General features: G+C 50.4%; 16 protein-coding genes. 10 read left to right on the top strand and 6 right to left on the bottom strand.

All coding sequences use genetic code 11. From position 1 onward, the window contains the following. Positions 1-7 precede the first annotated feature (7 nt). The 5 genes from MHB80_RS02370 to MHB80_RS02390 all read left to right on the top strand — a co-directional run bounded on the left by MHB80_RS02370 (position 8) and on the right by MHB80_RS02390 (position 7,189). The gene (locus MHB80_RS02370) at positions 8-1,780 is read left to right on the top strand and encodes a sensor histidine kinase (protein WP_341280665.1); all 1,773 of its coding nucleotides are present in this window, start codon (positions 8-10) and stop codon (positions 1,778-1,780) included. Beyond that, a complete protein-coding gene (locus MHB80_RS02375) occupies positions 1,773-3,413 on the top strand; it encodes a response regulator (RefSeq protein ID WP_341280666.1) in 1,641 nt (546 codons plus the stop codon). Before MHB80_RS02370 ends, MHB80_RS02375 begins: the two co-directional genes overlap by 8 nt. A gap of 125 nt (positions 3,414-3,538) precedes the next feature. After that, positions 3,539-5,221, top strand: coding sequence for a sugar ABC transporter (locus tag MHB80_RS02380; protein WP_341280667.1), 1,683 nt, complete (start codon positions 3,539-3,541; stop codon positions 5,219-5,221). A 177-nt stretch (positions 5,222-5,398) separates the two neighbouring features. Further along, the gene (locus tag MHB80_RS02385) at positions 5,399-6,292 is read left to right on the top strand and encodes an ABC transporter permease subunit (protein WP_341280668.1); all 894 of its coding nucleotides are present in this window, start codon (positions 5,399-5,401) and stop codon (positions 6,290-6,292) included. An 18-nt stretch (positions 6,293-6,310) separates the two neighbouring features. Then, positions 6,311-7,189, top strand: a complete 879-nt coding sequence (locus MHB80_RS02390) for a carbohydrate ABC transporter permease (protein ID WP_046231688.1) — start codon at positions 6,311-6,313, stop codon at positions 7,187-7,189. 186 nt (positions 7,190-7,375) lie between these two features. On the opposite strand, the gene map is transcribed toward MHB80_RS02390, so the two are convergent. Together map and MHB80_RS02400 are read right to left on the bottom strand one after the other, a co-directional pair. After that, a complete protein-coding gene (gene map, locus MHB80_RS02395) occupies positions 7,376-8,122 on the bottom strand; it encodes a type I methionyl aminopeptidase (protein ID WP_341280669.1) in 747 nt (248 codons plus the stop codon). A gap of 26 nt (positions 8,123-8,148) precedes the next feature. Beyond that, a complete protein-coding gene (locus MHB80_RS02400; RefSeq protein WP_341280670.1) occupies positions 8,149-8,895 on the bottom strand; it encodes a helix-turn-helix domain-containing protein in 747 nt (248 codons plus the stop codon). A gap of 346 nt (positions 8,896-9,241) precedes the next feature. Here MHB80_RS02400 and MHB80_RS02405 point away from each other — a divergent pair, with 346 nt between their 5' ends. Then, complete coding sequence (locus tag MHB80_RS02405) at positions 9,242-13,690, top strand: glycosyl hydrolase 53 family protein (protein ID WP_341280671.1); 4,449 nt, start codon at positions 9,242-9,244, stop codon at positions 13,688-13,690. A gap of 205 nt (positions 13,691-13,895) precedes the next feature. Here MHB80_RS02405 and ytxJ read toward each other — a convergent pair whose 3' ends face one another. Both ytxJ and MHB80_RS02415 read right to left on the bottom strand, forming a co-directional pair. After that, positions 13,896-14,237: a bacillithiol system redox-active protein YtxJ gene (gene ytxJ / locus MHB80_RS02410; protein WP_341280672.1), complete on the bottom strand. Its 342-nt coding sequence runs from the start codon at positions 14,235-14,237 to the stop codon at positions 13,896-13,898. Between the two features lie 96 nt (positions 14,238-14,333). Continuing rightward, positions 14,334-15,821, bottom strand: a complete 1,488-nt coding sequence (locus MHB80_RS02415; protein WP_341280673.1) for an MDR family MFS transporter — start codon at positions 15,819-15,821, stop codon at positions 14,334-14,336. A 205-nt stretch (positions 15,822-16,026) separates the two neighbouring features. Here MHB80_RS02415 and MHB80_RS02420 point away from each other — a divergent pair, with 205 nt between their 5' ends. After that, on the top strand, positions 16,027-16,938 hold the full coding sequence (locus MHB80_RS02420) for a helix-turn-helix domain-containing protein (RefSeq protein WP_341280674.1): 912 nt from the start codon (positions 16,027-16,029) through the stop codon (positions 16,936-16,938). On the opposite strand, the gene MHB80_RS02425 is transcribed toward MHB80_RS02420, so the two are convergent. Continuing rightward, complete coding sequence (locus tag MHB80_RS02425) at positions 16,904-17,914, bottom strand: zinc-binding dehydrogenase (protein ID WP_341280675.1); 1,011 nt, start codon at positions 17,912-17,914, stop codon at positions 16,904-16,906. The two genes, MHB80_RS02420 and MHB80_RS02425, sit on opposite strands and share 35 nt — an antisense overlap. 134 nt (positions 17,915-18,048) lie before the next feature. Between MHB80_RS02425 and MHB80_RS02430 the strand changes: the two genes are divergently transcribed. Then, positions 18,049-18,933 carry a LysR family transcriptional regulator gene (locus MHB80_RS02430; protein ID WP_341280676.1) on the top strand — a complete coding sequence of 295 codons (885 nt, stop codon included), beginning with the start codon at positions 18,049-18,051 and terminating at the stop codon, positions 18,931-18,933. A 575-nt stretch (positions 18,934-19,508) separates the two neighbouring features. Here the strand turns inward: MHB80_RS02430 and MHB80_RS02435 are convergent. After that, positions 19,509-20,339, bottom strand: coding sequence for a TIM barrel protein (locus MHB80_RS02435; RefSeq protein WP_341280677.1), 831 nt, complete (start codon positions 20,337-20,339; stop codon positions 19,509-19,511). Between the two features lie 349 nt (positions 20,340-20,688). Between MHB80_RS02435 and MHB80_RS02440 the strand changes: the two genes are divergently transcribed. Then, positions 20,689-21,714, top strand: coding sequence for a stalk domain-containing protein (locus tag MHB80_RS02440; RefSeq protein ID WP_341280678.1), 1,026 nt, complete (start codon positions 20,689-20,691; stop codon positions 21,712-21,714). A gap of 388 nt (positions 21,715-22,102) precedes the next feature. Continuing rightward, on the top strand, positions 22,103-22,627 hold the full coding sequence (locus tag MHB80_RS02445) for a VanZ family protein (protein ID WP_341280679.1): 525 nt from the start codon (positions 22,103-22,105) through the stop codon (positions 22,625-22,627). The last annotated feature ends 20 nt before the right edge of the window (positions 22,628-22,647 follow it).

Below are 22,647 nucleotides of genomic sequence, written 5' to 3' on the forward strand. Positions count from 1 at the left end.
TGTACGGATGCCTAAAGTAAATTTATTTTCCAAAATCGTTGGGTTGTTCATTATTATGCTGCTGCCGATCATAGGACTGTACTCCTATTCCAATCATATTAGTACAGAAGTTCTAGATTCCGAGCTAAACCGCTCGAATACGAATCAGCTCGTTTTTTTTCAAAATCAGGTCAATTCCTCGATTGATCTGCTGGGGCTATGGCCAAATTTGCTCATTCAAGACCCGGATATTGCGAATTTGCGCGACTATTACATTGAACTCGATAATCTTGATCTTCCTGCTATTACGATGGTCAAGCGCATTCAGACTAAGCTGAGCATTCAGGAAAGCTCCTCCAATTGGAAAAGCAATCTGGCGATTTATTCGCCTACGCTGGCACGCGTCATCACGGTGAATGATGCCGTACCCTATAATAAAGAGACGCTGGCCGACCGTCTGAAACACGGCTGGCAGGTAAAGCCGCTTGGCGATGAGGGCTTCCGTTTCTCGCTGATGACGGCGCTGCCCTATAATAATTTATCCCAGGCTACAGATACGGGACTGCTCATCGAGGTCAGTTTTGACAGCTCGAATATTCAGGGCATGCTTGATCAGTTCAAGCGAGATGGCAGGCGCGATCCTTTTTATTACAATGAAGAATGGGGCACGATATACAATCGTACCGCTGACCAGCAGCTTGGCAATCGGCTCATCGCCCAATTGGATGAGAGCGGCTCTCTGACCAGTGGCAGTCATACCGTTAAAGTAAATGAGGAGCGCTATCTGGTCAATATTGTCCGTTCGGAAACGATAGGCTGGGATTTGATTGATTATATTCCCTTATCGGATGTGCTCCAGCCGATCAACCAAACGAACCGTTTATTTTATTATTCGGTTGGTTTGCTGCTATTGATGAGCTGTTTAATCGCATATATGCTTTATGCGCAGGTGCAGGTGCCGATAAAGCAGCTCGTTGTCAGCTTCCAGAAGCTGAAAAACGGCGATTACGGCGTCCGGCTTACGCCGAAAGGGCGCGGCAACAATGAATTCAAGTTTGTGTTTATCCGTTTTAATCTAATGGTTCAGCAAATTCAAGATTTGTTCGAAAATGTTTATTTGGAAAAAATTCATGTGCGCGAAGCGAGGCTCAAGCAGCTGCAATCGCAAATCAATCCGCATTTTTTCTATAACTGCTTTTCCTTTATTTCGAGTATGGCGAAGCTGGAAAACTATCAGTCAGTCATTGCGATGAGTCAGAACCTATCGAATTACTACCGCTATACGACCCGGCAGGAGCGGGATTTGGTTGATGCGCGGGAGGAAATCGATTTTGTCCGCAACTACTTGGATATTCAGCAGATGCGAATGAGTCGGCTGTCTTATGAGCTGGACATTCCGGAGCATTTGCTGCGTTTTCAAATTCCGCCGCTCGTCATTCAGCCGTTGGTGGAAAATGCGGTCATCCATGGCATCGAGCAATCCCCAAATGCAGGGCGTATTCGCATATCGGGTGAATTTGACGGCGAGTTTGCTGCCATTACGGTGGAGGATGATGGCGTTGGGCTTTCCCCTGAACGGCTGTTTTCCTTGCAGTATCAATTGACGCGGCCTATGGAGCAGGAGATGGGCTGCGGCCTGTGGAACGTCCATCAGCGCTTGCATTTGCGTTTTGGAGCATGCTCAGGCATCGTGCTGTCGCCTTCGACGCTAGGCGGCTTGAAGGTGCAGATTCGCTGGAATGTGACCCGCGAGAAACAGATCGAACAGACAACGACAGGAAAGGGGAATTCTAATGATTGAATTGCTGCTTGTAGATGATGAGGCCTATGTGACGCTGAGCTTAGAGAAGACCATTCCGTGGGATGAGCTTGGCGTCAGCAAGGTGTACCGGGCCGAGTCTGCTGCCGAGGCACTCGCTATTATGGAGGCGGGCGACATTGATATTTTGGTCACCGACATTCGTATGCCGGGGATGGACGGCTTGCAGCTGATTGAGCAGGCGAAGAAGCTTTGGCCGGATTTGCGCTGTATTTTAATGACCGGCTACTCGGATTTCCAATATGCGAAAAAAGCGCTGCAGCTTCAGGCGTCGGATTATATTTTGAAGCCGGTGGACGATAAGGAATTTGTGCGCAGCCTGATGAATACGATCGAGGAGCTGAAGGTGGAGTGGGAGCAGGCGGAGCAATACCATCAGCTCGTGTACAATATGAAGTCGGAATATGGGCTGCTGCGCCGCAATTTGCTGCATGATCTGCTGCTCGGCCGCCAGCTGTCGGATACGACGATTGGCTCCAAGCTGGCGCAATATGAAATTCCGCTGCGGCTAGATGCTCCTTCGGTCATTTTGCTGATTCAATACAGCAATCCTTACGATGAAAGCAATCGCAGCAGCATGGAGCTGATGGAATATGCGGTCGGCAATATTGGCGAGGAAGTGTTCGCCGAGCATATGAACGTATGGTATGGCAAAGCGCCGCATAATTGCCTCATCTTCGTTGCGCAGCCAAATGAGGAGCAGCAGCGGCTGCTGGAATTTTCGCCGGATTACAAAGGACAGCTGAGGGCGATGCTGGAGCAGGCGGTGGACGTCTTTAGGCGGCAAATTTCCCATTTTCTCCGATCGGAAGTATCGCTTATTATTTCCGACTGGTTCTCCTTTCCGAGTGGCATGGCGAATGCATACCGGACAGGAATGAGCGTCTATTTGTCGAGCGCGATTCATGAATCGGGCATTGCCGTCTACTTGGAAAATCATCAGGCGGAGCCGGAGACGCGAGTGAATCTGATGGAGGCGCTGTATAAGCCGCCTACGCTTATTCATTTGCTGGAGTCCAAGCAGTGGGACACGGCGCTGCTCAAGATCGATGAGGTGTTCGGCAATTTAGAGCAGGTGAAGTTTTCGCGTGAGCATCTGTATGAGGTGTTTCTCTCCATTACGAATGCCTTTATGTATACGGCCCATAAACAGGGACAATTTATTTATGAGATCGATCACGCAGGCTTTGATATGCTGCTCGACCATACGGTTATTCATTCGCTGGACAAGCTGCGGAATTGGTCGACAGATATGCTGGAGCGGCTGCGCACGGAGCTGTCTAGCACCGAGGAATACGCCAAGAGCAGCTTGGTCAAGCAGGTGCAGGAGCTTGTGTCCGCAAGTCTTGGTCATGATACGTCGGTGAAGACGATTGCTGACAAGGTGTTTTTGCACCCCGTCTATTTGTCCAAAATTTATAAAGCACAGACTGGCGAGAGTATCAGTGACTATATTACCCGAATGCGGATGGAGCGGGCGCATTATTTGCTGAAGCAGACCAATAAGAAAATTTATGAGATTACGTCGGAGCTAGGTTATCAAAATCCGCAATATTTTAGCAAAATTTTCCGCAAGCATTACGGCATGACGCCGCAGGAGTTCCGCGACCAATAGCGAAGGGTGAACAGGTTGCCAAAGGTGCAGAAATGTTCGGTTATTGTCATATGACTTCCCCAGCAATGCTCCTATAATTAAGTCATAAACAATTGCACCACACAGTTGGAGGGGGAAAAACAAAAATGATTAGCGCTTACAAAAAGCAGCTGCTGCTCGTATTAAGCCTCATTCTCGTTGTCAGCCTGCTCGCAGCATGCGGCAAGGATAACACAGGCACGGGCGAGAGCACGAACGCAGGAGCTTCAACAGGAAATGAATATAAAGAGAAATATGATCCGCCTGTCACATTGACGACCGTATGGGGCGTAGCTCCTGAGGTGAAATATAAAAATGGTGAAACGATTGAGAACAATGTAGCGACAAAATGGGCCAAGGAGCAATTCGGTATCGAGATTAAATCGCTATGGTCGGTAACGGATACAAACAATGCTTTAGCTACAAAGCTGCGCCTGGCCATGTCCTCAGGACAGGATATGCCTGATGTGCTGGTTGTAGGCAATAATGATCCGCAGCTGGTTGCTGATTTGGTCGATTCCGGCTATTTCGGTGAAGCTGGCGACCTGTTTGACAAATACGCAAATGACACATGGAAAAAAGCGATGGAGCTTGATCCTAACGTATGGAATCCATATATTCGCGACGGCAAAAAAATGGGTATTCCTGTACTAGATTATGCTTATAACAACGATTACTTGCTTTGGATCCGCCAGGATTGGCTGGACAAGCTGAATATGAAGGTCCCAACTACGATTGCCGAGCTGGAAACCGTAATGGAAGCTTTCAAAAACAACAATCCGGACGGTTTGGCTCCGGATAAAGTAACGCCGCTTAGCATTGGCTTCAAAACGAAGCTGAGCAGTTGGATGGGCGACCCATCATGGATTTTTGGTGCTTATGGTGCTATGCCAGAGCAGTGGAATGTTGGGACTGACGGAAATCTTGAATATGGATCTATTAATACAGGCATGAAGCAGGGTCTGGAGAAGCTTTCGGAGTGGAGCAAAAAAGGCTTTATTCCAAAAGAAGCTGCGCTATGGGATGAGAACAAGACGGCTGAGCCAGCAGTTGCAGGAACAGCGGGTATTATCCCTGGACCTTACTGGATGAGCGGCTGGCCGCTTGCCGATACAGCGAAAAACGTGCCAACAGCAAAATGGACACCGATCGCACTGCCAAAAGGTCCGGATGGCAAAGCAACAAGCCATGGCACGCCATTTTCCAGCGCTGTTATTTTAATCAACAAAGATATTAAGCATCCTGAAGCTTTGTTCACTTATGAGAACTGGATGTTTGACAACTTCGCAAACCCTGCTAAGGGCAGCTCGCTTGAGGTGGGTATGTTCAAAGGCTATGACTATGATGTTGATGCCAATGGCAACACACTTTATCAAGATGATATCCCTGGAGGCTATATCAACATTGTTCGTTATTTCCTCGTTCGCGATGGAGCCCGTATTCCAGATGCTCAAATGACAGCTTTGCTGGCTTTGGCAGATGGCAAGGAGCCGGAGACGAAGCTGGAAAAAGATATTGCCAACAGCTTTGGCAAGCAAACGCCAGAGGCGGCGAAGGTGCTCATGTCCCAGAAGGATGTTGCGCTTATGAACATGTTTACTGGTCCTACAACGCCGACGATGAAGTCCAAAATGGATTATCTGAAAAAAATCGAGCTTCAAACGTTTAACGAAATTATTTACGGCACGAAGCCGATTGACGCATTCGATACGTTCGTTGCCAACTGGAAGAAATCCGGCGGCGAGCAAATTACGAAAGAAGTAAATGAATGGTATGCGTCTGTAAAATAGTGCAAGTCAGCAAAGCAGTCTGCCCCCGGCAGGCTGCTTTTGTTTTTTTTGCAAGACTCCTGTGAAAAGTAGTTGCAATAGTGCCATCAATATTGGTTCCGTCATGTGTTCAGGCGGTTTGGGCCGTTGCTATAATTGAGGTAATTCATACAAATGCGTTCAGGAGGATACTACAATATGAGGCAGCTAAAGCGCCACTGGCCGTTCCATCTCATGATTTTGCCATCTCTTGTTTTTCTGATTTTGTTCAGCTATTTGCCAATGGCCGGCATTGTCATGGCCTTCCAAGACTTTAAGCCCCGGCTGGGCATTACAGGCTCGGAATGGATCGGTCTCGATAATTTTCGCTATATGTTCGAGCGGGAGGACAGCTTGGAGGTTATTTGGAACACGCTGGTCATTGCGGTTTTGAAAATTATTTTTAACCTCGCAGCTCCATTCATCTTTGCTCTTTTCTTAAATGAGGTGCGCAAGGAGCTTTTCAAGCGTTATGTGCAAACGATGGTTTATTTGCCCCACTTCCTGTCATGGGTCATACTGGGTGGTATTTTGATCGACATCCTGTCTAGCGATGGCGGTTTTGTAAACCGGCTTCTGGGCATGGTCGGGATCGGGCCTATCTTCTTCCTTGGAGAAGGCAACTGGTTCCGCTTTACGGTTATTATTTCCGAGGTGTGGAAAGAGTTCGGTTACGGAACGATTGTCTTTCTGGCAGCTCTATCGAACATTAACCCCTCGCTGTACGAGGCAGCTGAAGTGGACGGCGCAAGCCGCTGGAAGCAGACGCTTCACATTACGATGCCTTCGATGGTACCGATGGCGATTGTTGTAGGTACACTGGCACTCGGCAACATTTTGAATGCGGGCTTTGACCAAATTTTCAACCTTTATAATCCGCTTGTCTACGATAAAGGCGACATTATTGATACGTTCGTTTATCGCACAGCGATTATCAGCGGGGAAATGGGCTTTGGAACAGCGGTCGGATTATTCAAATCCATTATCAGCATGATCTTGATATTCGTCTCATACCGCATGGCTTATAAATTGGCAAACTATCGAATTTTCTAAGAATGGAGCGAGCCTAGAATGTATCATAAAACACTGTCATATCGCATATTTTCAATACTCAATAATACAGGGCTGCTGTTTATCTCGCTCCTGTGCATTATCCCGCTTGTTCATGTACTGGCGATTTCGTTCAGTGCGAAGTCAGCGGCCGATGCCAATATCGTTAATTTATGGCCGGTAGATTTCACTTTGGAGGCTTATCGTAAAACGATCGACAACCCGATCTTTCTAAACTCGATCTGGATATCTATCATGCGGACCTCCATTGGCACGGCGCTTACGCTGCTGCTGGCTTTTATGGCAGCCTACCCGCTTTCCAGAGAAAGCACGAGCTTTAAGGCACGTTCTTACTACTCCTGGATTTTCGTCTTCGCGATGGTCTTTAATGGCGGGCTTGTTCCCTTCTATATGATGATCCAGAATTTGAACCTGATGGGCTCCTTCTGGGCACTGGTGCTTCCCGGAGCGGTTAATATTTATTTAACGATCCTGATGATGAACTTCTTCCGGGGCATTCCGAAGGAGCTGGAGGAGGCGGCGATGATCGATGGAGCAGGGCACTTCCGGGTGCTGTTCACGATCTTCCTGCCCGTATCGAAGCCAGCGATTGCAACGCTCAGTTTGTTCAGCATCGTGTTCCACTGGAATTCATGGTTCGACGGCCTGCTGTACACAGAGGGTGTTCACCAATATCCACTGGCGACCTTTCTGCAAACGGTCATTATTTCGCGCGACATGAGCTCGATGAGCCTTGATCCGGTATCACTTGCCTTGATCTCGCAGAAGACGGTTAGTGCGGCGCAAATTTTTATCGGTGCGCTTCCTGTCCTGATTATTTATCCGTTTCTGCAAAAGTTTTTCGTTAAAGGCCTCGTCGTAGGCTCGGTAAAAGAATAGTATAACCAAGGCGATCTTACGGGTTTTAAAAGATGTACAGGAGGCTGTTTTCCGGAAACGGAGAGCAGCCTTTTTTTGAAATATAGGAAAGTATATCGTAACAACATCCTTTCTCTATATTTCTACGCGAAACGGAAGCTTTGCCGCCAGAGGACGGCTTCAGCCGTTTCCGCTTGGTTCTATATTTTACTGAGCCGTTAAAATCAGCGGTCCGTCTTGCGTGATTGCGATCGTATGCTCATATTGCGCTGACAACTTGCCGTCGGCCGTTCTCGCCGTCCACCGATCATCATCGATCTTGATACGGAACGTCCCTTCGTTGATCATCGGTTCAATCGTAAACACCATGCCTTCCTTTAACCGAATGCCTTTACCGGCTACGCCGATATGCTCGTAGCTCGGCTCCTCGTGCAGGCTCCGCCCGATCCCGTGCGCCAGCAGATCGCGTACGACCGAAAACCCATTCGCTTCCGCATGCTGTTGAATCGCCGACGTTATGTCGCCGAGCCGGCCCCCAGGGAGCGCCCGGGCTATCCCCAGGTCCAAGCATTCCTTTGCTACCCTCATTATTTTTTGTGCCTCGGGCCTGATATTGCCCACTGCATAGCACCAGCACGAATCGCCGAACCACCCGCCGTATTCCACGACGATGTCGAGCTTGAGCAAGTCGCCGTCCATAAGCACCTGGCTCGAAGGAATGCCGTGGGCCACCACATCATTGACCGAAATGCAGGTTTCGGCGGGGTAACCGTTGTACCCTTTCGTAAACTGCTTGCCGCCCAGCTTGGTAATGTGTCTGGCAACAAAGTCATTGATTTCCTGGGTGGTGATCCCAGGCTCGATCAGCTTGGCCACCTCGCGGTAGCAGGCCGCAACAATTTGGCTCGCCGGCTTCATCTCTTCGATTTCCCTAGGTGATTTTAAAATGATCATCGTTGTTTATTCGCTCCTTATCCATTCTACAATTTTAAAAACCGGGCGATATCCTTCGCCTCCTCGTGCAGCTTACCGCGGCGAAGCGAAAGCGAGGCGCAGCCGACCAAGGCGGCCAGCAGCATTTCCGCGTGCTGTAGCTGATACGGCGGCTCCGATGCGTTTCCGGCAGAAGTGGCAGCACCGTCCGCCGCACGCCCGGTTTCCAGCAGCGCGGCCAGCGGCGCAAGCACCTCCCGGCGAAAGGCGGCCGAGAGCGTGGCCGAGCGCGCTTCAGGCATCGAGGCAAAGCCCTCACCGGCCAGCTTATACAGCAGGTAATGGGCGTGGTCCTCCGCCCAAAGCTGCAGCAGCCGAACACTGGCGGCGGCGACAGGGCCAAGCTCTGCGGCAGCGGCCGTTTCGCGGCTGCCGCTTCGGGAATCCGCGACAGCCGAATTCCCGGAGTCCGCCGCAGCAGCCAAGCCAAAATGCCCGCCCGCCGGTGCCTCCTCCAAAGTCGAAGCGCGAGGAAGCTCCAGCGGAGCCACTAGCGGCGTCTCCAGCCATCCCCCGGCCCGTTCCAATGCGTCCCATAGCAGATCTTGGAGCAAATCTCCCTTATTGCTGTAATAATGGTATACCGTGCCATAGCCGAGTCCCGCCTGCGCGGCCACATCGCGGATTTCCAGTAAAGGCCCTTTGTTCAAAAACACATCGGCAGCGGCACTCCGGATTTGCGCTAGACGCCGCAGCCGGATCTCATCGTTTTGTTCCTTCGTGCGTGGAGTCATCTCGTCCGATCACCTCTTTTATTTTTGACCTGCTATTATGTCAATATAAAACATCGGCTTGCGAATAACAAGAGACTAGCTGGAATTCTTGGTAAATCCCCGTTATGGAGCTTAAGCACGTTATTTCAGAACTTTTCTACTAGTTCGTTTTTAAAGCGTCTGCTTGCGCAGGTATTGCTTATGAAAACCCTTTGAATGATAGCGCTCCCAATATTCGGAATGTGCGGCGTCAAACAGGTTGTATAAAATGCTGGAATGTTGCTTTTGGTATGTATATCGCTTTTCATAAAATCGCTTACAATTAGAAGAAGCATGGAGAAACAATATAATCAAGGGAGAGGTTTACATGAAAAAGGGGAAAGGGTACATCAGCCTCGTGCTGGTCGTAGCGCTTTTTATGACGCAAATGGCCTGGCCGCAAGCAGCCGTAAAGGCAGCAGCAGCAAATTTGGCGCTTGGCAAAATCGTTACCGCAAGCCAAGAATATATAGATCCACAGTGGGGCCAGCCGAAGGAAAACGCGGTTGATGGCAATCCGGATACAGCATGGAGCGCAGCAAGCGCTGTTAATCCGACACACTGGCTCAAGGTGGATTTGGGCAGCGAATTTGATCTTTCTGGTGTGGAAATCACTTGGAAGGATGATGAAATCGTCAAGTATATCGTAGAGGTATCGCCGGACGATATGAACTGGACGATCGCTGCCGATAAATCCGCTAATGCGGCAAAGCAGCAGACGGCAAGCCTTGCTTTCGAGACAGACAGCATGCGTTATGTGCGCGTCACGATTTCCTTTTATGCGGGAAGCGGCTGGTGGCCGGGTATTAAAGAATTAAAGGTAGGAGAGAAGGAAATTGTTAAAAATCCAGCGGATATTACTGGCTATGATGCGGTAAATTTAGAAACCTACAGCGGAACCGCTCCGAGCCTTCCGGCACAGGTGAATGCCGCCTATGCGGATGGCAGCTTTGGGCTGGTCGATGTGGCATGGGACGCTGTTGACCCACAGAGCTATACGGGTGCAGGCAGCTTTGAAGTAGCAGGAACGGTAGTGGGGGCAACCTTGCAGCCGAAAGCGTCAGTAACGGTGCTTGGCTACCGCGATGATTTTATTCGCGGGGTTGATATTTCGACGCTGACCGCGATTGAGGACAACGGCGGCAAATATTACGACAGCAATGGCGTGGAGCGCGACCTGCTGGACATTCTCAAAGACCGCGGCGTCAACTACGTGCGGTTGCGGGTGTGGAATGATCCGCAAAACTCAGGCGGCTACAATGATAAGGATGATGTACTTAGACTCGCCAAGCGAGTAAAGGCGAAGGGGCTTAAGCTGCTCGTCGATTTCCACTATTCGGATGACTGGGCGCATCCGGGCCAGCAGGTTCGCCCTGCGGCATGGAAAAACCTGACGATGCCTGAGCTGGGCCAGGCGGTATATGACTACACGTATGAGGTCATTTCCGAATTGCAGGCGGAAAATGCGATGCCTGACATGGTGCAGATTGGTAATGAAATTAACAGTGGTGTGCTCACGGGCAAAGGCGGTTCGGTTAATTTTGACGATCAGTCGCTGCTGCTGAACAGTGGTTCATCCGCTGTCCGCGCCATACCTGGCGGCGATGATGTGCAAATTATGATTCATCTTGCTGAAGGCGGAAAAAATGCGACCTTCCGCTATTTCTTTGACGGGATCAACGGTAGAGTCGATTACGATATTATCGGATTATCTTATTATCCGTTCTGGCATGGTACGCTGGAAGCAGTGAAAATCAACATGGACGATATGGCATTGCGTTACGGCAAAGAAGTGGTTATTGCCGAAACCTCATATCCGTTCTCTTATAAAAATGGCGATGCCCATGAAAATATTATCAGCTCCGACCAAAAGCTGAAAACAGGCGGGGCAACATGGGACGCAACCGTTCAAGGTCAATATGACGCGATTCAAACGATTATGGATTTGATCTCCAATGTGGAGAATAACAAGGGAGCTGGATTTTTCTATTGGGAGCCGGCATGGATTCCATCGAATGTAGGCTGGATTGCGTCTGAGGGCGACGCGTGGGAAAATCATGCGATGTTTGATTACGATGAATATCCAGCTAACGGCGGATATGCTTACAAGGGCTATGCGCTGGATTCCTTGAACGTGTATAAGCATGGCTTAACGGCAGCTCCGGCAGATCGTCAGCATTTGGCGGCAGCAATTGCGGAAGCCAAGTCGCTCGCCCGGGCAGATTTTACGCCGCAGAGCTGGCCGCAGCTTGAACCTGCTATCAATCAGGCGCAGCTCGTTCATGATCAAGCGTATACGGCTCAAGGCGTAACGCAAGCTGAAGTGGACGCGGCTGAGGCGCAGCTGGCGTCCGTAGTCGCTGGGCTTGAAGTGATAGCGGCGGATAAGGCGGCGCTGACACAGCTGATTGCTGATGCCGAAACGAAGCAAGAGGCGGACTGGTCAGTAAAAAGCTGGCAGGCGCTGCAAAATGCGCTTGCTATCGCACGGACGGCGTCTGGTGATGCAAGAGCAACACAAACGATCGTCAATCAGGCGGTTGCCGGCTTGCAGGCAGCTCTGAATGGTTTGTCTAACGTGGACAAAGGCACACTGGTCACTACCATCGTATCGGCTGAGCAGCTCGACGGCGCGGAATATTATGCGGCCGGATGGGCTTTGCTGCAAGCTGCATTAGGGAATGCGAAGGCGGTAAACAGCGATGGCCAGGCCGTTCAAACAGCGGTTGTGGCTGCGACGGAAGCACTTGCTGCAGCGATTCAAGATCTTAAGCCATTGCAGGATATCGCAGCGTTTAAAGCAGCGACTTCTTCCAGCAACGCAGGCAGCGGCGGAGGCAAGACCAATGCTCCAGAAGGTGCAATCGATCAAAATGAAGGCACATCATGGGGTACAGATAAAGGAGTGGACAGCTGGTGGATGGTCGATCTGGGCCAATCCTCGCTGGTGAAAAAAGTAGTGCTCAACAAATGGGCGGGAGTTGTCCATTACAAGGTGGAAATTTCCGATGATGGCGTAACGTTCCGCACCGCAGCGGATACGAAAACGCTGGCGATGCCTTCAGACAGCCACAAGCTGACGGATAACAACACGGGCCGATATCTCAAGCTGACGATTACTGAGGGTCAAGGCTGGGTCGGCATGATGGACTTCAAGGCATTCGGGCTTGCTCTAGCCGATAAGGCCGAGCTGCATGCTGCAGTCGCTGAAGCGGCTGGCTTGACGCAAAGCGAATACACGTCAGCAAGCTGGTCTGTGCTTGCTGAAGCATTGGCTGCTGCGCAGCGGGTAAGCGCGGATCAGGAAGCCGATCAGGCGCAGGTAGCTGCGAGCGCAGAAGCAGTGACAGCTGCGGTTGCAGGGCTGGAAGTGGCGACGGAACCAGAGGTGCCGACGCCAACACCGACGCCAACGCCAGGGGAGCCAACACCGACGGTACCTCCGGTGTCGCCAACACCAGGGATACCAACACCGACAGTATCTCCGGTGTCGCCAACACCAGGGACGCCGGCGCCAACGGCATCTGCGGCGTCAACGCCGGGCACCTCGTCGGGGTCGGGTACTGGGGCGGCTAGCCCACAACCAACAGCAGCGCCATCGGCTGCTGTGATTACGATCGCAAGCGGCGTGCCAGATGCTTCCGGCAAGCTGGTCGCGACTGTCACCGCCAGCGAGCTGGGCAAGGCGGCGACGCAGGCAAGCGGGAACGACGTCACGATTCGCGTCGTTCCAGCAGCTGCAGCACAGCAGGCAGTCGTACAGCTGCCAGCGGCTGCAATTAAAGAGCTGACCGATCACAACGTTCCGGTGCTGCATGTATGGCTGGGCGGCGTACGCATCAGCGTCTCCGTCGAAGCCCTTGCCGTAGCAGCGGCGCAAAACACCGCTGCAACGCTGGCCTTCACAGCCGAGAAAGTAGACTCGGCTGCCCTTACAGCTGAGGAGCGCGCGCAAGTTGGCGCGAATCAAGTGTATGATTTGACGCTTGTCCATGATGGCAAGCAGATCGCATGGAGCGAAGGGCAAGTTGAAGTATCTTTGCCCTATACGCTGAAAGCAGGCGAGCAGCCGCATCAGGCAGTCGTTTATTATTTGAACAGCAACGGCACTGTAGAAGCCGTCCATAGCGGTGTGTACCGCGAGTCGGAGCAAGTGATCGTATTCAAGGCGGCGCATTTCAGCCGTTATGCAGCGGCTTATGCAAATGTTTCATTTGACGATATCGCGCAGTATCCATGGGCGAAGATTGCAATTGAAGGCCTTGCGGCCAAGGGCATCGTTCAAGGTACAGCGGCAGGCAAATTCCAGCCTGCCGGCAGCGTAACCCGGACGCAGTTTGTGCATATGCTCGTTCAGGCCTTCGGTCTTAAGAGCACAGACGGAGCTACAACGAAGCTGAGCGACATCAAGGCTGGCAGCTGGTATGAGCAGTCTGTCCTTGCCGCAGAGCAGAGTGGCATTATTAATGGCAGAGCGGATGGCTCCTTCGGCATCCATGCCTCCATTACGCGCGAGGAAATGGCGGTTATGCTGTACCGCGCTGCGAAGCAAAGCGGTTTCGCAGCTGATGGAGGAGCAGCGCAGCCTGCGAATGCACCAGCCTCCTTCACAGATGCCGAGCAAATCTCCGATTATGCACAGGAAGCAGTAGCTGCGATCAAGCAGCTTGGGCTGATTTCCGGCATGGGCAATGGTGCTTTCGCGCCACAGGCGACGGCAACTCGCGCACAATCGGCAGTCGTAATTGCCAAGGTGCTTTCCGTATTATACGAATAACAACAAAGCCTGCTAGGAAGTAAATGAAGACGGTGTTCCAGGTCGATAGCGACCGGGGCACCGTCTTTTTGTCAGTCATTTGAACGAAAGCGAAGCCTGTTCAGTTAATTTAGATTTAAAAAACCCGAGCCGCTTGCGGAAACAAGCGGCTCGGGTTTTAAGTTTTTGCAAGACAGTTGATATCTGTGTTGCATTTATAATCCAATTAGTCAAGAACAGCCGTAATATGCTCGGATGTGATCGCCCAGTGTGTAGCGCTCCAAACCTTCTCTTGGTTTTGGATAAAAATAATTTGCGGCGACTCGTGCTTAACCGACGTGTCTTCAGCGATTTTGTTCGATACAGGGCGTGATTCGATGACCTTTACAAGGACATAATCGGTATCCTGACGCGGATTAGCTTCCAGATAAGTTGTAAATTCGCGGTGCGCGTTCGCGCTGACCGGGCAAGTTGTACTATGTTTGAAAACAACCAGAGCGCGATCCTTGGAGCCCTCCAAAGCGGCATCCCATTGCTCTGCTGAATCTATTTCACGATATTGTGTCATTGTTAACACTCCTTTTGTCTGTTAATCAATAATTGATATTAGCTTACTTCCCTTTATTGTACCCTTCTCGGAGCAAAAAGTCATCTTGCCTTGAAATTAATGACCCATCATCATCGCAGGGTCCGGTGCATCCTCTTCTTGCTCGTGATCATCCCTCAGCTTTGGCTTGCGCAGGATGATACTTAATAATACTCCTGCTACAGCAATGCCCGCTGATAGGAAGAAGGTATCGCCAAAGGCGAGTGACATATTATCCAGCATGTTGCTGCTAGCGCCTGTCTCGGACATATGGACCGTGATCTGTGACGAAAAATAGCCTGTCAGACCAGCAATGGCAAAGGATGTAACGACCTGCTGGCTAGCTGATGTCAAAGGCGTTACACGGCTGACGAGTCTACGCGGCGCAGAGTTCAACACATGGGTGTTAAGCGGCATCATGGATAAGCCCATCCCCGCTCCCATCATGCCAATAGGGATCATAACGAGACCGATTGGGGTATCCGTCCCAATTTGGGATAGGGAGAACAAAGCAATTGTTATGATGGATAGTCCCGTTAAAGCTAACGGGCGAGCTCCCAACTTGTCGAACAGCTTACCGCTAATCGGCATAAAGATCATCGAGCAGATGGCCATCGGCAAGGTAGTCAGTCCGCTCTCAAGCGCAGAGAACCCGCGGACATTTTGCAGATACAAAGGAATCATCAGCATCGATCCGAACAAGGCAATTTGTGAAATCCATGATAAAATAATACTGCGAGTAAAATCGGAGGAGCGGAACACGCGCAGCTCCAGCAGCGGTTGTTTTTGTAATAGCTCAACGATAATAAACAGAATGAGAGCCGATCCCCCTACGATTAATCCGGTTAAGGTTCGAGTGGAGCCCCAGTCTGTTCCCCCTTCGCTGACGCCGAATGCTAGCATAGCGAATGCGATAGGAGCAAGAATCATCCCCAAAATATCGAGTGCAGGAGCTTTTTGACGTTCAAGATTCGGCAGGAATTTATTACCAACAATTAAAGCGGCAATACCGATTGGTAGATTGATTAAAAAAATCCAGTGCCATGACGCAAAGCCGATCAGCCAGCCGGATAATATCGGGCCAATGGCAGGGGCTAGCAGCATTGGAATTCCGAGCATCCCCATAACAGCGCCGCGTTTGTTGGGTGGCGCCATTTTAAAGATCATGGCCATACCGATAGGGGAGACCATGCCGCCGCCAACGCCTTGAATGATTCGAAACAAAACAAGCTGCTCAGGCGTTTGTGCCAATGCGCATAGGATGGAGCCCAGTGTGAACAGCGCGATAGTAATAAGAAATATTCGTTTTGCCCCAAATTTATCGGTCATCCATCCGGCAAGCGGGATAACAGCGGATAGAGCCAGCGTATAGCCAGTGATTGTCCACTGGATCGTTTTGAGCGAGCTGTTGAAATACTCTTGCAGGTTAGGAACAGCGACATTGACGACGGTACTGTCCAGAATAACCATCATCATGCCAATAATGATGGCCAGAAGCGGCGCCAAAATCGATTTGATGGAAAATTCCGGTTCTGAGGCTAACTGTGAAGCATTTGGTGTAGACATGTGTAGGCTCCTCGTCCTCTCTTGGGTTTTATATACCGATCTGAGCTCAAAGAACCAGTCAGCCTAGCGAGCTGCTCCTTGACGAAGGAGGAGTAGATTTCGTAAAATTGACTAGTGGTTTCTTTGTAAAACTGGTCGGTCACGCTAGGCTTTATTTTATCGATTTTTTGCTGAAAGTCAAATGATTTTGAAAGAAGGGATTTTATTGAGCCTGATTAGAGACAGAATTATTGAGTCTGCCGTCCGCCATTTTATGGAGAAGGGTTATGCGGCAACATCGATTCAGGATATTTCCGATGATTGCGGAATCGCCAAAGGCTCCTTATATAAATATTTTCAGTCGAAGGAAGAACTATTCAAGGAAGTTCACAAAAGTCGGCAGCAGCTGCTGGATGATCAGCTTGCAGGGATTCTTAAGGAAGAGGGGCTCTCGCCTCGTGAAGTTTTTGTGCGGGAAACGGAAGTGACGCTGGAGTTTTTTGTGATCAATAAGTTTATTATGCAGGAAATTAAGGAATTAATTAAAACGAAAAAAGAGCTAGCCCCCTTTTTCATCCAAATGAGAACGATGATGTACGACCTTCATAAAAACAGTCTGATTCGCCTGCTTGGTGAACAAATAACGCCTCATATTTGGGATATGGTGACGGTATATGGCGGGATCATTAAAGAGTTTAACTTCCTGATGATTTTTGAAAATAGACCGATCCGCATCCGGGATATCACCCTATTTGTTTTAGAACGGATGGAGGAAATGGCTGCAAATATTTTGGCCAAGCAGGAGAAACCGATTTTAACGGACGTATTGATGTTCGATAGGATAAGCCAAGGAATGAAGTGCAAACAGATATCGTTGGAAGAGAAGCGCAGCCAATTGCTGGACGCCTTGCTCGCTGTTATTAAGGAGCTGGCGATTACAGGCTCCAGACGGACCCAACTCGTCGATGCGACCGAGGCGCTTGCTGAGGAATTTGCACGTGACCAGCCAAAGGTGGTTATTATCCAAGCGCTGCTTGGTTTGCTTCAGCAGGAGCATGAGCTTAGGAGCCTCACCCTCCAGCTGGAGAAGTATGTGATGAAGCTTAAGAAGGATCATGTGGCTCCTGGGCCATGCTAATTCCGATGTTGCCATACTGTTCGCCGCGTTTCATACGTTCAAAGGCCTCTTTAATTTGAGAGAGCCCGTACACGCGATCGATGACAGGGCGCAACTGGTGCTGCTCCATAAATGCCAGCATAGCGGCGAATTCCTCGCGGCTGCCCATGGAAGTGCCGATCACACTGACCTGAGGGAAAAATAACGCCCGGATCGGTATCGTGATTTCATCCCCGGAGCTGGCGCCGAAGGTGACGATGCGTCCGTTCGGCTTGATAACCTCGAAATATTGTCCGAAGGTTGCCGGTCCAATGCTGTCCAGAATCAGATCAACGGCATGCGGGCCCAAGCTGCTGCGCCAATCGCTATGGCTGTCTAATGCGCTGCTTGCCCCTTGGGCGATAGCCACCTGCTGCTTGGCTTTGCTGCGGGAAGTTGCACTTACCGTTGCCCCAGCTGCTAACGCCATCAGCATGGCGAAGGTAGCGACCCCGCCGCCAATGCCAGGGATCAAAACATGCTCGCCCCGCTGCAATTGCCCTTTAGTGAACAGCGCCCTGTAGGCGGTCAAGGCGGATAAGGGCAGCACGCCTGCTTCTTCCCAGCTTAAATAAGCTGGCTTGGGGAAAACATTTGCTGCAGGGACAATGACCGATTGGGCCAATGTCCCGCTCGTCGGGCCGCCTAATATGGCTGGCACCGCAGGGACCTCGGCTGTTTTTTCCCATCCTAAGCAGGGATGTATAATGACCTCGTCGCCGAGCTTGGCGAATCCGACATTCGTTCCAATCGCTTCCACGATCCCAGCTCCGTCCGAGCCGAGAATAAGCGGAGCATCGGCAGCAGTTCGTGCATCCATCAGGAATAAATCCCGATGATTAATCCCGGCTGCCTTCAGTCTTATTTTGACCTCGCCCACACCGGGCAGCAAATCTGCCCCTTCTTCATAATTCAACCCCTCTAAACCACTTGCATTCTTATGTGAAATTACCTTCATTTTAAGTCCTCCTGCCATTAATGGTTGATGAAATACTTAGCTAACCGCATTGTACACAGTGAGAATCATTAGGTAAAATGATTGAATTAGATAGTCGCTATCATAAATAATCATAGTGGAAAAGAGCTGGTGAGATGGAGAGCGGGGATTTGCGAATATTCCGTGCGGTTGCCCGAGAGGGCAGTGCGACGAAGGCGGCTGAGGCGCTGAATTATGTGCAGTCCAATGTTACGACCCGAATTCAATATTTAGAGTCGGAGCTGGGGCTCCCGCTATTCGTCCGCTCCAATCGAGGGATGACGTTAACGGAGGCGGGAGAAAATCTTCTGCAATACGCAGACCGTATCTTGGCCTTGCTGGATGAAGCGGCTCGTACAACAAAATATGCTGATCAGCCAGCGGGACCGCTGCGAATCGGTTCGATTGAGACGACCGCAGCCACTCATTTGCTTCCGCTGCTTACCCGTTATCAGTCTGAATTTCCTGACGTCCAGCTATCGCTAGCTACAGGCGGTACCCATTCGCTCGTGCAAAGGGTTGTGAAGGGGGAGCTTGATGGCGCCTTTGTATATGGTCCGATCGAGGAGCGGGGAATCAGCAGTGTACGGGCATTTTCTGAGGAGCTGGTGCTCATATCGGAAGCTGGCGGAGACAATATGGGCGATCTGCTGGCTAAGCCGATGCTTTTTTTTGACGTAGGCTGCACGCATCGTGCCAGAGCGGAGCATTTTTTACACGCAAGCGGGCTAACCTCCTATGAAATTCGTGAGTTCGGGACATTGGATTTAATCGTGAAGGGCGTATCGGCAGGCTTGGGCATCTCTTTGCTGCCGAAATCCTCAATTGCCAAGGCGGAAAGGGAGGGAGTAGTCTCTTCCCATCGACTGCCCGAGGCTTACCGGGAGCTGCCTGTCGAATTTATTTATCGCTCAGACATGTTGGGTTCAAGTCCATTATTAGGCCTGCTAGCGTTGATTGGAGAAGGGGAGATTGAATGGCAGACTCATTCTTTAAAATAGGGCGTAACCCCTCTTGCATATAGGTTCTCCACTAACTTGAAAAACTCTTCTGACGATAAATCCTTTTGACGCTGGAGCCAAAGACGAAATAAAGAAAGGGAGGTTGACAGGTGAAACTCAATGCTTAAAATGGTGCTTAAATTTCCAAACTTATTTTTGGATCTTTTCTTTATGATATGGCTACGGACTAAGATGGTTAAGGATAGGATGTTGCCAGATTATGCGAATAATGCAAACAATGAGATTATGCAGCTAAGTAATGATTTATTGAAGTTTTTAAGTCAAAATGACACCGAATTGGAAATGCATGCTCAGAACTAACGGAGTACGTTAGTTGGATGACAACAACGGCAGTCTAAGGTGACGCAGTGCTGTTCGGCAGGACGAGCTGCATCCATGGGGCAATTAAGCAAAAAGAAGCCTTTCTCGACCGTTTGGATGACGGTAGAGGAAGGCTTCTTCTATTTGCGAGCAGCAACGCTATGTATAATACAATTACGTCATTGCCTATTAAATAAATTAGACAGTCCAGCGGGCAGCCGTTCTCCTACTCGCTAGCGCTCTATAACGAATGACTAGGCGATATAAGGCTGCACAACCGCTTTCACTCGCTCGAGCCCCTCCCACATATCTCCCGGCCCATCATAGACGAGTACATAAGCGCCGTCAAATCCGGAGGCTTGTACCTGTTCGAGGCAGCGGCGAAGCTCGGCTTGATCGGGATGGCCATGCTCATTATTCATCGCTTTCACATGGATCGAAACGCTGCGCAGAGCTGTGCGGCCAATATCCTCATATTTGGCTGGCCCGCTGAAATTTCCGAAATCGGTAATCATATCGAGCGAATCTCCTGCCTGCTCCAGCAGCTCCATACAGCTGTCACCTATACTCGTCAGCAATTTAAAGTTTTCGGTTATGACCTTCACCCTGCGCGAAGCGCCATAGTCTACCAGCTTAGCCAAAGCTTCGGCAGACTGGCGAATGGCCGCGTGATCAGTTGGCTCCGCTTCCCCGGCGATAATGCGCACCTGCTTGGCGCCGCAAGCTGCCGCTACGTCAATCCATTGCTGCATTAGCAGATAGTCAGCTTCTCGGCGTTCCGCCTCGGGAGATGTAAGATCGCCATAATCGACGAGCAGTGTGTCAAAGGATAGACATGCAGCCGAAAAAGAATCCTTTAGCTGCTGCAAATAGGCCGCATCCGTAGATGGAAAATGGAAATGGCATACCTCGATGGCTTGGTAGCCTTTGGCTGCTGCGACAGCTGGCAGCTCCAGCAGCGTCAGCTCCAAAGGCTGCTCATGATCCGTCGTTTGATGGGTTTGCGTATCAGCGTCCCAAGACGTCCAATGAAGCGGGCCAAGCAGTCTATGCAGGCTCCAGCTGTTCAGCGATAAATATGACATATAACATCCCGCCTTATCTTTTCATGTGAATTACATAATAAGGTTATTGTACCACGCGCAAAATTTGCCGCAAGAGACTTTCCATTTTCCACAAAGCCTTGCTGTGGGCCGCGAGGAACCAGGACAATAGGGGCCAAATGCAATAGGACGCAAGAATATTGTCGAATTCAATCGAATGAGGGGCGGATGCAGATAAAACCCAATTTTGAATATAAGAGTCGAGGCCCTTGCTGCTGTCTCTAATATAAGCGATGATTTTAGGAAAAGCACGGTTTCCCTTTCGCTTGCTGCTGGCTGAGCCATTTTCAAGCGAGGGAGCCGGGCGAGGAATGGAGTGAACGACTAACCTATGAAAACATTTAAATCTGCTATGCTTCTCGGCCTTATGCTTTGCCTTATGCTGCCTTACATGGCCTCAGCACAGGGCGGTTCCAGTTCCAATAAAGCAATTATTGCAAAGCCGCTTTCAGTCAGTCTGGCTTTTGACGGGGAGGAGCTGGAGCTGCCAAGCGGGCAGTATGTGTTTGAATTTCAGAGCCGGACTTATGTGCCCGTTCGATTCGTCTCTTTTGCGCTACAGAAGACGGTGAAATGGAATAGCGATACAGCGACGGTAACGGTAGCTAAGCCAACTGCGGAAGAAGCGGCGGCGTTGAAAGAGCAGCTTGCTGGCGTGATTGCTGCTGGAGAGGAAACTGCTGCTGCTGCTGCTGCACCAGTTTCAATTCGGCTTACAGCGGTGCAGGCTTCCTTCATATTTGAAGGGAAGGAGCAGGCTTTGCCCGAGAATCAGTCCGCTTATTATTATAAAGGCTCAATCTATGTGCCGCTCCGTTTTATGGCGGAAGCATCCGGTGCTGCGATTAAATGGGATAGCAGAACAGGCGCTGTAACAGGCGAAACAGCCGCATATCAGCAGGAGCAGGCCGAAGCTGGCGGCAGTGAAGGAAGCGGCTCGGCGGGCAGCGGCGGTACTCAACCGGGTACCACAGAAGGCAGCCAACCAGGCACAGGCGGAAGCGGCCAGCCTGGGACCGGCGGCGGAATAGTCGACAATACGCCGAAGCTGGCGTTTGAGGTCATTACAAGCGAGGCGGAAGCCAAGCTTGAAACGCTCAAAACCGAAGCTACCTCGACGCTGTCGAATTTGTATATGACATTTGTGGCAGCGCGGGATGAAGCGACTAAGGAGCAGGTGAAGCTGCAAGCACAGACGGAGGTTGCCCGAATTAAAAGCGATTTTGAAGCGATATTAGCGGATACGTCAGCGAGGCTGACGGCCAACGGGCACAGCACAGCTGTTATTGCAGAGTACCGCGCCGCATTTGAGAAGGATTTGGCGACTGTGCTTTCCTATGCTGAATCGTTGGCGTAACGCCCTGTATGCAATAAGCAGCTCATTCTAAAGCGGGCAGGTCGCTTTGAACGATTTATAGCTAGTCGATGAAAGGTCCCCGGGTCCACTGTCGGGGGCTTTTCGTTTATTTTTTAAATTCTAAGGCAAAGCTCTTCGCTCGTCCCAGAAGGACGACGAAGTCGCTTTTGCTTGAAATATAAGCATTTATAAGTTTTGCACTTATAAATGGACTTATATTTCTCGGACTGAAACGCGCCGCGCCGCCAAAGGACGGCGACAGCCGTTTCACCTTGCAAGGTACCGTGTTAGCAGGTTGTAGCTGGGAATGAAATTTTGATACAATTAGGATCAATGATGAAACGTTTTGTTTCAAAAGAGCGGAATGAAGGGATAGGAGCTGATCAAGGTGGAAACTAGGAGCAACCGTTATATAATAGGGATATGGCTTGTTATTTTGGCCGCTTGGATTTTGTTTGTGTTTCATCTCTCCTCACAGTCCTTCGACCAGCAGACGATTAAGCCGAAGCTGCAAGCGTGGATTGGACAGGAGCAGCTGATCCGGCTGTTGCCTGATTTGTCGATTACGTATTTAGGCAAGACGATCGAGGCCAAATCGAACCCGTATCATTTTGTCGAATTTATTTTTCGCAAGAGCGCCCATCTGTTCGTTTATGCTATGCTAGGAGCAATCTGGTTTATGCTGCTGCGCGTCGTCATGAAGGGCCGTTTGCTTGCGCCGGCGATGCTGTCGCTTCTTGCGGCGGTGAGCCTGGCGGCGCTTGATGAGCGCAACCAATTAACCAGCCTGAACCGGACGGGCAACCGTGTGGATGTGGTCGTTGATTTTACAGGAGCGTGCATTGGAATTGCGGTGTGCCTGCTTCTGCTGGCAATGGTTAAGCTGTTTTTCAGAAAAGGAAGGTCGCGTTAACTTGAAATATAGGAGAGGAT

The organism is Paenibacillus sp. FSL H8-0537, assembly GCF_038051995.1.
Lineage (GTDB): Bacteria > Bacillota > Bacilli > Paenibacillales > Paenibacillaceae > Pristimantibacillus.

Bases quoted from the DNA above. Each gene is read 5' to 3' on its own strand.
- MHB80_RS02405 (WP_341280671.1), top strand. From the start codon at position 9,242: ATGAAAAAGGGGAAAGGGTACATCAGCCTCGTGCTGGTCGTAGCGCTT.
- MHB80_RS02425 (WP_341280675.1), bottom strand. From the start codon at position 17,914: ATGAAGGTAATTTCACATAAGAATGCAAGTGGTTTAGAGGGGTTGAAT.
- MHB80_RS02440 (WP_341280678.1), top strand. From the start codon at position 20,689: ATGAAAACATTTAAATCTGCTATGCTTCTCGGCCTTATGCTTTGCCTT.
- MHB80_RS02430 (WP_341280676.1), top strand. From the start codon at position 18,049: ATGGAGAGCGGGGATTTGCGAATATTCCGTGCGGTTGCCCGAGAGGGC.
- MHB80_RS02370 (WP_341280665.1), top strand. From the start codon at position 8: ATGCCTAAAGTAAATTTATTTTCCAAAATCGTTGGGTTGTTCATTATT.
- MHB80_RS02400 (WP_341280670.1), bottom strand. From the start codon at position 8,895: ATGACTCCACGCACGAAGGAACAAAACGATGAGATCCGGCTGCGGCGT.
- MHB80_RS02385 (WP_341280668.1), top strand. From the start codon at position 5,399: ATGAGGCAGCTAAAGCGCCACTGGCCGTTCCATCTCATGATTTTGCCA.
- MHB80_RS02390 (WP_046231688.1), top strand. From the start codon at position 6,311: ATGTATCATAAAACACTGTCATATCGCATATTTTCAATACTCAATAAT.
- map (WP_341280669.1), bottom strand. From the start codon at position 8,122: ATGATCATTTTAAAATCACCTAGGGAAATCGAAGAGATGAAGCCGGCG.
- MHB80_RS02415 (WP_341280673.1), bottom strand. From the start codon at position 15,821: ATGTCTACACCAAATGCTTCACAGTTAGCCTCAGAACCGGAATTTTCC.
- MHB80_RS02380 (WP_341280667.1), top strand. From the start codon at position 3,539: ATGATTAGCGCTTACAAAAAGCAGCTGCTGCTCGTATTAAGCCTCATT.
- ytxJ (WP_341280672.1), bottom strand. From the start codon at position 14,237: ATGACACAATATCGTGAAATAGATTCAGCAGAGCAATGGGATGCCGCT.
- MHB80_RS02375 (WP_341280666.1), top strand. From the start codon at position 1,773: ATGATTGAATTGCTGCTTGTAGATGATGAGGCCTATGTGACGCTGAGC.
- MHB80_RS02435 (WP_341280677.1), bottom strand. From the start codon at position 20,339: ATGTCATATTTATCGCTGAACAGCTGGAGCCTGCATAGACTGCTTGGC.